This is a genomic window from Rhodococcus sp. T7 (assembly GCF_009872365.1).
GTDB lineage: Bacteria > Actinomycetota > Actinomycetes > Mycobacteriales > Mycobacteriaceae > Rhodococcus_F.
This window is the reverse complement of sequence record NZ_WXYH01000072.1, coordinates 1-11,551: the sequence shown is the minus strand read 5'-3', so window position 1 is coordinate 11,551 and position 11,551 is coordinate 1. Positions and strand designations below refer to the sequence as shown.

Genomic DNA, 11,551 nt, shown 5'->3' with positions numbered 1-11,551 from the left:
GCCGACAACACCAGGCCCGCACCTCCCACTACCGACGCCGCGGCCACCTCCCATAAGTGCCGTTGCAGTACTAGGAGACCAGAATGACCAATACGACCAGCGGCGGCGCCGCCACTGTCTGCGCAGCCTTCCAGCTGACCTCTCGGATCGACCCTGACGCCGTGGCTTTCAGAACGCCCCGCGATCTAATCAGCGTGACGTGGGGGGAGTACTCCCGCAGAGTCCGCGGCCTCGCCGAGGGGTTGCACGCACTCGGCGTTCGTCGCGGCGACGTCATCGCATTAATGATGCGGAACAAGCCGGAGTTCGCACTCATCGACAGCGCCGCAATGCACCTTGGCGCGGCAACCCTCTCGGTGTACAACACGTCGTCCGCGGAACAGCTGTCCTACGTGCTCAACCACTCCGGGGCGCGAATCATGATCTGCGAGGAGCAAATGCTCGATACAGTGCGACGGAGCGCCGCCCCTCTCGACTACGTTGTTTCCATCGACGGGCCCTCCGCCGACGCAGACCTCACGGTCGACCAGGTGGAGGCCATGACGGCGCACGGATTCGACTTCGAGGGGACATGGCAAAGCGTCACGCCCGACGACACATTGACTCTGATCTACACCTCGGGTACCACGGGCAATCCCAAGGCAGTCCGCATCTCCCACTCCAACGTCGTGACAGCAGCGCAGGGCCTCAACGAGGTGATCCCGATCCGGTTCGGGGACCGAATCACCTCCTTCATGCCAGCCGCACACATCGCAGACCGCGTCTCCAGCCTCTACTGGATGGCCATCCTGGGAATGCAGGTCACCTACGTCGACGATGCTAAGTCCATATTGCCTGCACTGGTTGACACCCGCCCGACTGTGTGGTTCGCGGTCCCCCGAGTCTGGGAAAAGTTCCGGGCAGCCCTGGAAGCAATGATCACCAATGAGCCGGACGCTGAACGCCAGGCAACCGCGCAGAGGGCGATCGAACTCGGGAAGCTCAGGACACGGGCGGTTCTCGCGGGCGACGAGCTCCCGGTCTCAGACCTTGCCGAATGGGAACTGCTCGACAAATCGGTGCTGGCAGAGTTTCGATCAGCCATCGGCCTGGACCAAGCACGCGTCTCCCTCTGCGGATCGGCACCGATCTCCGCCGATACCCTCGAGTTCTTTCTCGCAATTGGAGTGCGCGTGGTGGAAGTCTGGGGAATGACCGAGACCACCGGAATCGGAACGATCAATCCACCCGACGCCATCCGGTTGGGCACTGTCGGAACTGTCCTACCTGGCAACGAGGTGAAGCTGGCCACTGACGGAGAGCTCCTCATCCGTGGTCCGGTGTGCTTCGACGGATATCGCAGTTCACCCAAGTTGACGACGGAAGCCATCGACACGGCAGGGTGGGTTCGCACCGGCGACATCGCGACAATCGACGAGGACGGATACGTCCGCATTGTCGACCGCAAGAAAGAGATCCTCATCAACGCGGCGGGAAAGAACATGTCGCCTGCCAACATCGAGAACGCGATCAAGGCGGCCTGCCCACTTATTGCGTCCGTTGTGGCCATCGGCGATGGCCGACCGTACAACGTTGCGCTCATCGCACTCGATCCGGACGCAGCGGCCGCGCTAGCAGGCAGACTCGGGCTGAAGGATCACTCCGCGGCCACACTCGCCCGCAACGAGCAGGTGCAGGCCCTCGTTGCGGCGGGTGTCGAAGCCGGAAACGCAACCTTGTCCCGGGTCGAGCAGATCAAGCGGCACCGACTGATCGACGCCTACTGGGACGCCGGCAGCGACGAGCTAACCCCCACGATGAAGCTTCGCCGCAAGCCGATCTCGAAGAAGTACGCCGATCAGATCACCGCACTATATGAACAAATTTGACAGGAGTGCAGCAGCCCCAATCGACCCGAGGTCCATGTTCCGTTCCGAAGCCACGGAGGTGCCGTGTCGTATCCACGTTTCGCCGCATGGAGACCAACCCGGTCACGCTCGGCCGACGCCCTCGTCGACTACCTCGACGCCGACGGGCTGCGAACACTCAGCCAGGCACTCACCGACCGACACTGACAAGATCACTACTGGGTCGTTCGCCGCGGTGAACGACCAGTAGCCGAAGCCCCTGTCTGCCACCCCGTCACCGGGATCCTTGGTACCACCTGCGCCACCCGCTCCTTCACCCTGGCCAGGCGGTCGGCGCGGGCGGCGTTGAGCAGTTGCCGGATGGTCTCGGCGCGGCCCCGGCGCCGGCATCCCCGCACCGGTATGGACGACGTTGATCGCGGTCACCCGGCGACGCTGAGTGGCGGCGGCTGGGTGGTACCGTCTGCCAGTCAATGGCGTTGCGCCCCGGTTGAATCCGACACGATTACGGGGTGTCGGATTGACGGTCGGCGCCGTCGTTTTTCTCACTCGGTGGGTCGGCGGTGCCGGGCGGTGTGCTCGAAAAGGGGGTTCGCCGCGCCGCGCGGGAGGAAATAACAGGTGAACCAGACGGCAGCGGGCGAACTGGTCAGTGGATGCACTCTTCTGGGTTCATCACCCCTTTCGTGCTCGACATGTGAGTGCGCTCGACTGTGAATAAATGGGATCTCGGTCTCGGAGGTGAGCGTTGCGTGGCCCGGATTTCGGGAGCCGGCGGGGCCGTCACCGTCCACCCCGGCGAGGTGGGAGGAGATGGCCGCGGAGGACCGGCCGGTGCGGTGGCCACCTGATTGAGCAGGACAGCGGCCTGCGGCGTCAGCGCATCGGCGAGGATGCGGTCCGAATCGGCCACGAGTAGTGCATATTCGAGTTCGTGCCACGGCCACACCATCTCGCATTCGGGGCGCTCTTTCGTGTCGGTGGCGTTCACCTCTGCGACCCTGTTGACCGGTGTCATCTTCTGCTCACCCCCTCCCGAACCTGTTCATCTCGTCTCAGGCGCTGACAGCCTTCTTCTCGGAATGACCATTGCTGGTGATCTCGATCTTGCGGGGCTTGGCCTTTTCGGCGACCGGAATCGTCAACCGCAGCACCCCGGCGTCGTAATTCGCCTCGATCTTCTCCGCATCGAGGTTCTCGCCGAGGAACAATTGCCGGCTGAACACCCCGCGCGGACGCTCCGCCGCGACCATCTCCCGCTTCTCATCGAGTGCGGGTCGTTCGGCGTGCACCGTCAGAGTGTTCTTGTCGACGTCCAGATCCAGCGAGTCGGCGTTCACGCCGGGCAGATCGAACTCCACCACGAACCGGTCGTCCTCACGCCAGGCGTCCATCGGCATCACCGCCGGACGGGCCGCGGTACCGAGGATCTGCTGCGTCAGACGGTCGAGGTCGCGGAACGGATCCGTGCGCATCAACATCATGTCCACCTACCTCCAGAAATACTTTCATCCCATCAGGTAAACTTCCAGCAGATGCTGTAGGTTCGTTATAGCATCTGCCGTAGACTATGACAAGGGATTGTACGAGAAAATTCCCGATCGGAGCGAAAAAGTGTCCGAGAAATCCGAGCAGCCCGAGATTGAAACACCATCGGTGCGTGGTGTTTACGGCATATCGGTGGCCGCCGAGCTGTCCGGGTTCGGGGTTGCGGCGCTGCGCCTGTACGAGGACTACGGACTGATCACCCCCGGCCGCACCGCCGGGGGTACCCGCCGCTACAGCGATCACGACCTGGCCCGGCTCAAACGCATTGCCGAGCTCATCGACGCCGGTGTCAACCTCGTCGGCATCGGCCGGGTACTCAACCTCGAGACCCGCACCGGCGACCTCGAACGCGACAACCGCCGGCTGGAAGCGGACAACGCCCAACTGCGCGCCGAACACACCGCATCCGGCGCGGAGGACGACACCGCGCACACCGCCTCCACCGATGAGGCGGCAGCGCAGCCGGAGACCGGCCGGGTGGGTCGCCGGCGGCGTCCGGCCGCCGGGCAGCGAACGCCACTGCGGGACGGCCCGTCCCGGGAGCGCGCCACCGACGACCACAACTGACTGGGAGGCAGGTTATCCCACGCTACCTGGGCAAAGGGGTGCTGCTTACCGTCCCCGGTGCGGCGAATTCTCGACGGTGTTCCTCGAGTAATCCCTCCATCGAGTCCTGGATTCGAGGAATTTCGGCCCCGACGTAACCCCCCGACGCCGGGGCCGGACCATGCACACCGTGATCCACCGATGGGTGATGGTGATGGGTCAGCGCGGTGTGGGCGGCGCCGCGGGGGACGCAACGATCGTCACATCGGCCCATCCGCCGGGGGCGCTGGATGACCTCGGGCTGGTCCGGGTGGCATCGTCACCCGCCGAGTCCCTGTGCCTGTCGCCACCGAGCAGGCTGGTGGGGAGGACGAGCGTGCACGAGGGGTGGGTGAGCTGGACTGGGTGAGCCGGGTCCCGAGCCAATCGCGCCAGTAGATCCGGGAGGTGACGTGCAGCCAGGCGAGGTCGGCGGCTCGCTCACCGCCACCGGGTCCACGTGATCGGGCGGGCCGTTGTCGGTGTCATCAACCACACGAAAACCGGTGCCGGACAACTCGGCGCGGTCGGTGATCAACTCGTCGGCGAGGTCACCGTCGCCGCTGCGCCACCACAGCAACACCACGTCGACACTCTCGCCGAGTTGTCGTCGGCCAACTCGTCCCCCAGGTGTGCTCGGACGTCGGCGCAGTTCCTCGTCGACGTCGTCGTCCCACCCCAGTTCCTACACCATCATCTCCTCGGTCAGGCACAGGTCGGTGGACTGACCGCCGGCGTGCCCCGCCGTCGACATCGTCCATCTCCTCCTTCCGCACTCACGCCCCGGCAGTGGACTCGCGACCTCACGCGCAAGGTCTCGCCCGTGCGTTCCGATCGGTCGCGGTGGGCTAAGTGGGGGCTTGGTGACCCACCAACCGGAGTGAGTGCCCTATCGGTCACCGAAGGTTGATGGGTCCTACGACCAAATCGCGTTGTGTCCGAAAGAACTCGGACGGTGGTTCTGGCGGAGTATCCGCCGGTCCGATCACCGAAAACCTGTGAGCACCTACCCCTCGACGGCGCGTTGCAGGTTCAGGGCCGCAACAGTGCACGCCATTCGGTCCGGGCAGCGCGGGCGACGGTCGGCTCGGGTGCCTCGTTTCCGCTGGCAAGCACGACCAAAGCCTCGGCGAGGGCGACGACGGACATGCCGTGGCGGCGGGCCGGATTCACCAGTTCGTCGAAGGCGGCCGCGGTCCCGATGCGGTGGATTCCGGTCAGCACCCCCTCGGCGGTGTCGAGGGCGCGGGTACGCGATCCCGGGCCGCGGGGATGAGTCGTGGTCGTGGTGACTGTGCAGTGCCGCCCTCGAGGACGCCTCCGTCGAAGTCTGGGGGCAGGTGTGTGGGGGTCGTGCCCGACTGGGCCCGACCCCAGACATCACCCTGCTCCCATCCCCAGGGCGGATGTGGGCGCCGGGTGTACCGTTCATCGACCTGACCAGGGGAGATCGGGTAATTTCGATGTCACCGCAGACGATGGGTTGTGTCGCGGTGGAGGAAGTGGTCACGATGAAGCGCGGCGCCGGTGCCGGCGATACCCCCGACGTTCATGCCTGCGTGTACACGGTCGCGCGGGCACTGAACGCTGAATCGATCCGCCGATGGGACGCGGTCACCTTCGATGCCGTGGTCGTGCTGTCGAAACAGTTCCGGTACTACAGCGGCCGCCACATCCTGATCGCCTGGAACCCTCACATCGGGTGGGCGCTGGGAATCGAGGGCCAGCGCACCGATCGGATCCTGATTATCGGCGGGATCGGGATCGGCCGCCACCCGCCACCGGAGGTCATCGCCGACCGCACCGACGAGTTCGTCGCGGACCTGCTGCACCTCGAATACCGTGACCGGGACGCCTTCCCGGTGCCCACTCTCGCCCATCGGCTCGGCACCGCCGATCGCGGGTCGCGCCCGGTTGGTGACGGGTAATCGGGCCGGGACTGGGCAATGGGAACGGCGGCTCCTCTCGAGGCCGGAGCCGACATCCCCTCGAATGTCAGTCGCGGTGGTTGGCGAAGCATTCGGTGGCTGGGGTGAACCCCGGCTGGGCGAGCATGTCGATGTCCGCGCAGCCGGCGTCGCCGAAGATTACCGAATCGGTGTGCCAGACCAGGCTGACGTTCTCGCAGCCGTGCTCGAGGATTAGGTATTCGTAGTTCTTCAGTGCCACAAGTGTTTCGTCCGTCATCCTCACCACCCCCGACCACATGTGGCGGGCGCCGACCGCCCGAAGCCTGCCGGAGTGGCTTTCATTATGGCATCGACCTCGCACGATTACCAGAGAAACTCTGGTCGGATTGGAAAGGTTTTTGTCGGAAGGGTGGTGCATCCAGGACAGTCAGGCCTGCGTGATGGGAGGAGATTTTCGACGATCTGGGCGATGCTCTGATGGCGGCGCTGCCCGAGCGGGTGCGCGACGGTGTGCTGGCGGTGGTGCTGCGCACGGCCTGGGTGCGACCAGCACGCTGATGCTGCCGGTGCTGGCCACACTGGCCCCGCACCATCGGGTACTCGCCCCGGACCTATCCGGCTTCGGCTCGTCGGCGGCACCGAGCTGGGATTACGACCCCGCGCAGTTGCAGCGCTGGCTGCGCGCGTTCCTAGACACCGGCGGCGCACCCACTGCTGCAGCGATCGGGCACTCGCTGGGCGGCCGGGTTGCCCTCGAACTCGCTCTGCGCCCACCCGATACGGCCCGTTCCCTGGTGTTGCTGTGCCCGGCGCCGGCCGCCGGGAGGCAACGGCCCCGGACTACGCTCCCCCGCCGGCTACCCGCCGATCTCACCCGGCTACCGATCGCGTTTCCTCACCGGCTGCTGCACGAGGGCACCCGCGGCGCCCACCACACTTTGACCGCCGACCCGGGCCAGGTTCCCCGGCACTGGTTCGACGCCGCCGCCGACGAATGGGAGATCGCCCTGCAACGACCCGGACACCGGCGGGCCCTCTGGTCGGCCACCCTCGCCTCTATCTCGGCGCACCGTCCGGCGACACGGGGGTCTGGGCCGCCTGCCGCAGCTGGCGGTGCCAACCCTGTGCGTGTGGGGCGCCGGCGCCACCGTGGTCCCCGCCCCCCCGTGCCCGCCGGCTCACCGCCACCGTCCCGCAGGTGCGGTCCGTAACCCTGCCGGACTGCGGACACCTGCCGCAGTTCAATGGCCCCGGGCCACCGGCGCACTGATCGACGACTTCCTCACCGGCACCGCCTGCCACCCCCCGCACCGCCGCGACCGCCTGACACGGTGCCGCCACACCTGGCACGCCGCTCCCCCGGTCCCTAAATTTGCTGGAGAAAACATGCTGTATTTGCGGCATATTTTCTTGACCTCGGTTGTTGTACGGAGAGAAAATTGAACTGTCAACGGAAGCCTTTCGGCGGGTGCGCCCACGGCGTGCCCGGGGTATGAGGAGGGAACGTCATGGCACGGGCGGTGGGAATCGATCTGGGTACCACCAACTCGGTGGTGTGCGTACTCGAGGGCGGCGACCCGGTGGTGGTGGCCAACTCGGAGGGGTCACGCACCACACCGTCGGTGGTGGCGTTCACCCGCGGCGGTGAGGTGCTGGTCGGCCAGCCCGCCAAGAACCAGGCCGTCACCAACGTGGACCGGACCGTGCGATCGGTGAAACGGGAGATCGGCACCGACTGGACGGTCGCGATCGACGACAAGAACTACACCGCACAGGAAATCAGCGCCCGTGTGCTGATGAAACTCAAGCGGGACGCGGAATCGTACCTCGGAGAGAACATCACCGACGCGGTGATCACCGTCCCCGCGTACTTCAACGACGCCCAACGTCAGGCCACGAAGGAAGCCGGCCAGATCGCCGGACTGAACGTCCTGCGGATCATCAACGAACCCACCGCGGCCGCCCTGGCCTACGGCCTGGACAAGGGTGAGAAGGAACAGACCATCCTGGTCTTCGACCTCGGGGGCGGCACCTTCGACGTCTCGCTGCTCGAAATCGGCGAGGGCGTCGTCGAGGTCCGCGCCACCTCCGGCGACAACCACCTCGGCGGTGACGACTGGGACGACCGAATCGTGACGTGGCTGGCCGAGAAGTTCAAGGCGAGCAGCGGGTTCGACCTGACCAAGGACAAGATGGCGATGCAGCGACTGCGGGAGGCCGCGGAGAAGGCCAAGATCGAACTGTCCTCCTCGCAGAGCACCTCAATCAACCTGCCCTACATCACGGTCGACACGGACAAGAACCCGCTGTTCCTCGACGAGCAACTCTCCCGCAGCGAGTTTGAGAAGATCACGTCCGATCTCCTCGACCGCACCCGGGCCCCGTTCCAATCGGTGATCAAGGACGCGAAGATCTCCGTCAAGGACATCGACCACGTGGTGCTCGTCGGTGGGTCCACCCGGATGCCCGCGGTGACGAACCTGGTGCGTGAGCTCACCGGCGGGAAGGAACCGAACAAGGGCGTCAACCCGGACGAGGTCGTCGCCGTCGGCGCCGCCCTGCAGGCCGGGGTCCTGGGCGGTGAGGTCAAGGACGTGCTGCTCCTCGACGTCACCCCGCTCTCGCTCGGCATCGAGACCAAGGGCGGCGTGATGACCAAGCTCATCGAGCGCAACACCACCATCCCGACCAAGCGCTCGGAGACCTTCACCACCGCGGACGACAATCAGCCGTCGGTGCAGATCCAGGTGTTCCAGGGTGAGCGCGAAATCGCCTCGCACAACAAATTGCTCGGTTCGTTCGAGCTGGCGGGGATTCCGCCGGCCCCACGGGGGGTGCCGCAGATCGAGGTCACCTTCGACATCGACGCGAACGGCATCGTGCACGTGACAGCCAAGGACAAGGGCACCGGCAAGGAGAACCGGATCCGCATCCAGGAGGGCTCGGCGCTGTCGAAGGAGGACATCGACCGGATGATCCGCGACGCCGAGGCGCACGCCGCCGAGGACAGCCGCCGCCGGGAGGAGGCCGAGACCCGCAATCAGGCCGAGTCGCTGGTGTATCAAACCGAGAAGTTCATCAAGGACAACGAGGACAAGGTACCCGGCGACGTCAAAGAGAAGGTCCGGTCCGCGATCAAATACGTCCAGGACGCGTTGGCCGGCACCGACATCGGTGCGATCAAGACCGCCGTGGAGAAACTGGGCACCGAGTCCCAAGCCCTCGGTCAGGCGATCTACGCGGCCCAGGCCGCCTCGGAAGGCGGGACGGGCGGCGGTGACGGCACCGGTGCGGGTGCGTCGGGGAACGGGAAGGGCGGCGACGACGAGGTCGTCGACGCGGAGGTGGTGGACGAACCCCGGGAGGGACGCTGATGAGCACACCACAGAACGAACAAGGACGTTTCGAGAAGGCAGGACGTGAGAGGGGGAACGGGCGGCAGCCGCCGCACGAACCGATCGCGATCACCGACCGCCGCCGCATCGACCCGGCCACCGGGCAGGTCCGCGAGGACACACCCGGATCCCGGACCGCGCACACGGACCGAGGGACGAAACCGACGCTGGGCGATAAAGCGGGCACCGCGCCCCGGGGACCGGGTGCGCCGCGGCCGGAGTCCCGGCAGGCCGAGGCCGACCGGGTGGCAGAGCTGACCGCCGATCTGCAACGCGTGCAGGCCGAGTACGCCAACTACCGGCGACGGGTCGACCGTGACCGTGAGTCGTACGCGGAGAACGCTAAAGCAGTGGTCGCCGCTCAGTTCCTCGGGGTTCTCGACGACCTGGACTGGGCCCGCGAACACGGCGACACTGCCCGCGAGCCGCTGCACAGTCTGTCTCGAAAGATCCGATCCATCCTCACAACGATGGGGGTGGCCGCGTTCGCCGAACGTGGGGACCGATTCGATCCCACCCTGCACGAGGCCGCCAGCCACGAAGGCCACGGCACCGACCTGGTCGTCGACACCGTGCTACGCCTCGGCTACACCTTCGGCGGACACAAGGTGCTGCGGACGGCACTGGTCACCGTGATCGACCGCGACCAGTACGAGAACAACGACCCGGACGATCCACCAGAACCCGAGCAGGCGCCCGGGACAAGCCTGTCCGATGCCTTCCCGGACACCGGTTCGGCCGACCTTGAACCGTCGGCCGACCCGACCGAGGACCGCGGTGCCGGGCCCGAGAACCCGAGCCCGAACCCCTACCGCTGCGGGTGAGGTGCCCCGGGACCGGGTGCCGCTCCCTATCATCGGTCCGCCCGGCCTGGCGGCGGTCGGCGGTCGGCGGTCGTGCACCACGGACGAGAGAGGGAGGAGATTCGCTGTGACGCAGCAGGAGTGGATCGAACGGGACTTCTACGCCGACCTGGGTGTGCCGTCGACGGCGTCAGCGGAGGAGATCAAGAGTGCCTACCGCAAGTTGGCCCGGCAACTGCACCCGGACGCCAACCCGCGCGACAAGGCGGCCGGGGAACGGTTCAAGGCGGTCAGCGAGGCGCACGCGGTGCTCTCCGACCCGGCCACCCGCGCCGAGTACGACAAGACCCGGCAGCTGTACCGGTCCGGGGCGTTTCGGCGGGCCGGCACCCGCGCCGGCGCAGGGGCGCGGCCGGCCGGCGGAATGGGCGGGTTCGACTTCTCCGACCTGTTCGGCGGCGAGGGTTCCGCCTTCTCCGGCGAGGCCGGGTTCGGAGACATGTTCGGGGACCTGTTCCACCGCAGCGGATTCCGCACCACCGCCTCGTCGCGTCCGCGGCGGGGCAGCGACGTCGAGGCCGAGACCCGGCTGCCGTTCCGGCAGGCCGTCACCGGGCTGGTGCTGCCACTGCAGGTCAGCGGACCCACGGCGTGCACCAGCTGCCACGGCAGCGGCGCCGGGCCCGGAACCCAGCCGCGGCGGTGCCCCTCGTGCAGCGGCGCCGGAACCCTCACCCGCAATCAGGGCGGCTTCGGGTTCAGCGAATCCTGCGACGACTGCCGCGGCACCGGGGTGCTCGTCGACTTCCCCTGCACGGACTGCCAGGGCACCGGGGTCGGGCACCGCACCCGCACCATCAACGTCCGCATCCCGCCCGGAGTGACCGACGGCCAACGCATCCGGCTGCCCGCGCACGGCGAACCCGGACTGCGCGGCGCCCCGTCGGGGGATCTGTACGTCACCGTCGGGGTGGACCCGGATCCGGTCTTCGGCCGCGACGGCGACGATCTCACGGTCACCGTCCCGGTCGGGTTCGCCGAACTCGCCCTCGGCACCACGATCTCGGTGCCCACCCTCGACGGGCGGGTCAGCGTGAAGCTCCCCGCCGGCACCCCGCCCGGTCGCACCTTCCGATTACGCGAACGCGGCGTCCCCCACCGCGGCCGGCCATCGGGCGATCTGCGGGTGACCGTGCAGGTCGCGGTGCCCTCCGGGCTCGACCAGAAGGCCATCGACGCTCTGCGCGCCTACGAGAAGGCCGAGAAGGCCACCGGATTCGACCCCCGCGCCGACTGGGTCGGCCGCCGGTAGGGTTGCGGCTGCTTGATCATGTTGTGGCAAATCGGCAAGGAGTTTGTCGGCTGCGCCTTCGATGCCATTTAGAGCGTGTCTCATGTGGATGAAGTGATGTGTGGGACATAATGTGACGCGTGGTAGATGAGTTGTCACTGAGGTTGGTTCC

The 11,551-nt window shown here is 66.8% G+C and carries 13 protein-coding genes and 1 pseudogene; 9 read left to right on the top strand and 5 right to left on the bottom strand.

All coding sequences use genetic code 11. The annotated features are described in order from the left end of the window. Positions 1–83 precede the first annotated feature (83 nt). Together MLGJGCBP_RS09810 and MLGJGCBP_RS53205 are read left to right on the top strand one after the other, a co-directional pair. Positions 84–1,868, top strand: coding sequence for an AMP-dependent synthetase/ligase (locus tag MLGJGCBP_RS09810; protein ID WP_160095145.1), 1,785 nt, complete (start codon positions 84–86; stop codon positions 1,866–1,868). A gap of 63 nt (positions 1,869–1,931) precedes the next feature. After that, a complete protein-coding gene (locus MLGJGCBP_RS53205; RefSeq protein ID WP_268960734.1) occupies positions 1,932–2,054 on the top strand; it encodes a hypothetical protein in 123 nt (40 codons plus the stop codon). A gap of 468 nt (positions 2,055–2,522) precedes the next feature. On the opposite strand, the pseudogene MLGJGCBP_RS53710 reads toward MLGJGCBP_RS53205, so the two are convergent. After that, a pseudogene (locus MLGJGCBP_RS53710) lies at positions 2,523–2,865 on the bottom strand (hypothetical protein). A gap of 37 nt (positions 2,866–2,902) precedes the next feature. Continuing rightward, positions 2,903–3,328 (bottom strand): Hsp20/alpha crystallin family protein, encoded by a 426-nt coding sequence (locus MLGJGCBP_RS09800; protein ID WP_160095149.1) that lies wholly within the window; start codon positions 3,326–3,328, stop codon positions 2,903–2,905. A 133-nt stretch (positions 3,329–3,461) separates the two neighbouring features. On the opposite strand from MLGJGCBP_RS09800, the gene MLGJGCBP_RS09795 reads away from it, so the two are divergent. Beyond that, positions 3,462–3,962 carry a MerR family transcriptional regulator gene (locus MLGJGCBP_RS09795; protein WP_160095143.1) on the top strand — a complete coding sequence of 167 codons (501 nt, stop codon included), beginning with the start codon at positions 3,462–3,464 and terminating at the stop codon, positions 3,960–3,962. 160 nt (positions 3,963–4,122) lie between these two features. Then, positions 4,123–4,350, top strand: coding sequence for a hypothetical protein (locus tag MLGJGCBP_RS51615; RefSeq protein WP_236581004.1), 228 nt, complete (start codon positions 4,123–4,125; stop codon positions 4,348–4,350). On the opposite strand, the gene MLGJGCBP_RS54235 is transcribed toward MLGJGCBP_RS51615, so the two are convergent. Then, positions 4,261–4,662 carry a DUF3052 family protein gene (locus MLGJGCBP_RS54235; protein ID WP_442972086.1) on the bottom strand — a complete coding sequence of 134 codons (402 nt, stop codon included), beginning with the start codon at positions 4,660–4,662 and terminating at the stop codon, positions 4,261–4,263. The genes MLGJGCBP_RS51615 and MLGJGCBP_RS54235 overlap by 90 nt on opposite strands. Positions 4,663–5,012: 350 nt before the next feature. Further along, the gene (locus MLGJGCBP_RS51610; protein ID WP_236581003.1) at positions 5,013–5,204 is read right to left on the bottom strand and encodes a transcription antitermination regulator; all 192 of its coding nucleotides are present in this window, start codon (positions 5,202–5,204) and stop codon (positions 5,013–5,015) included. A 239-nt stretch (positions 5,205–5,443) separates the two neighbouring features. On the opposite strand from MLGJGCBP_RS51610, the gene MLGJGCBP_RS09780 reads away from it, so the two are divergent. Beyond that, the gene (locus MLGJGCBP_RS09780) at positions 5,444–5,908 is read left to right on the top strand and encodes a DUF6292 family protein (RefSeq protein ID WP_236581002.1); all 465 of its coding nucleotides are present in this window, start codon (positions 5,444–5,446) and stop codon (positions 5,906–5,908) included. A gap of 67 nt (positions 5,909–5,975) precedes the next feature. Here MLGJGCBP_RS09780 and MLGJGCBP_RS09775 read toward each other — a convergent pair whose 3' ends face one another. Continuing rightward, the gene (locus MLGJGCBP_RS09775) at positions 5,976–6,167 is read right to left on the bottom strand and encodes a hypothetical protein (RefSeq protein ID WP_236581001.1); all 192 of its coding nucleotides are present in this window, start codon (positions 6,165–6,167) and stop codon (positions 5,976–5,978) included. Positions 6,168–6,447: 280 nt separating this feature from the next. Between MLGJGCBP_RS09775 and MLGJGCBP_RS51605 the strand changes: the two genes are divergently transcribed. The 4 genes from MLGJGCBP_RS51605 to dnaJ all read left to right on the top strand — a co-directional run bounded on the left by MLGJGCBP_RS51605 (position 6,448) and on the right by dnaJ (position 11,400). After that, complete coding sequence (locus tag MLGJGCBP_RS51605) at positions 6,448–7,101, top strand: alpha/beta fold hydrolase (RefSeq protein WP_236581000.1); 654 nt, start codon at positions 6,448–6,450, stop codon at positions 7,099–7,101. A 297-nt stretch (positions 7,102–7,398) separates the two neighbouring features. Beyond that, positions 7,399–9,264 (top strand): molecular chaperone DnaK, encoded by a 1,866-nt coding sequence (gene dnaK / locus MLGJGCBP_RS09765; RefSeq protein WP_160095139.1) that lies wholly within the window; start codon positions 7,399–7,401, stop codon positions 9,262–9,264. Further along, on the top strand, positions 9,264–10,109 hold the full coding sequence (gene grpE / locus MLGJGCBP_RS09760) for a nucleotide exchange factor GrpE (RefSeq protein WP_160095137.1): 846 nt from the start codon (positions 9,264–9,266) through the stop codon (positions 10,107–10,109). The genes dnaK and grpE overlap by 1 nt, the downstream gene beginning before the upstream one ends. Positions 10,110–10,215: 106 nt before the next feature. After that, on the top strand, positions 10,216–11,400 hold the full coding sequence (gene dnaJ, locus MLGJGCBP_RS09755; protein WP_160095135.1) for a molecular chaperone DnaJ: 1,185 nt from the start codon (positions 10,216–10,218) through the stop codon (positions 11,398–11,400). The last annotated feature ends 151 nt before the right edge of the window (positions 11,401–11,551 follow it).

Coding starts and splice junctions, on each gene's coding strand:
- MLGJGCBP_RS09775 (WP_236581001.1), bottom strand. CDS start 6,167: ATGACGGACGAAACACTTGTGGCACTGAAGAACTACGAATACCTAATC.
- MLGJGCBP_RS51615 (WP_236581004.1), top strand. CDS start 4,123: ATGCACACCGTGATCCACCGATGGGTGATGGTGATGGGTCAGCGCGGT.
- dnaK (WP_160095139.1), top strand. CDS start 7,399: ATGGCACGGGCGGTGGGAATCGATCTGGGTACCACCAACTCGGTGGTG.
- MLGJGCBP_RS09780 (WP_236581002.1), top strand. CDS start 5,444: ATGTCACCGCAGACGATGGGTTGTGTCGCGGTGGAGGAAGTGGTCACG.
- MLGJGCBP_RS09800 (WP_160095149.1), bottom strand. CDS start 3,328: ATGTTGATGCGCACGGATCCGTTCCGCGACCTCGACCGTCTGACGCAG.
- MLGJGCBP_RS51605 (WP_236581000.1), top strand. CDS start 6,448: ATGCTGCCGGTGCTGGCCACACTGGCCCCGCACCATCGGGTACTCGCC.
- grpE (WP_160095137.1), top strand. CDS start 9,264: ATGAGCACACCACAGAACGAACAAGGACGTTTCGAGAAGGCAGGACGT.
- MLGJGCBP_RS09810 (WP_160095145.1), top strand. CDS start 84: ATGACCAATACGACCAGCGGCGGCGCCGCCACTGTCTGCGCAGCCTTC.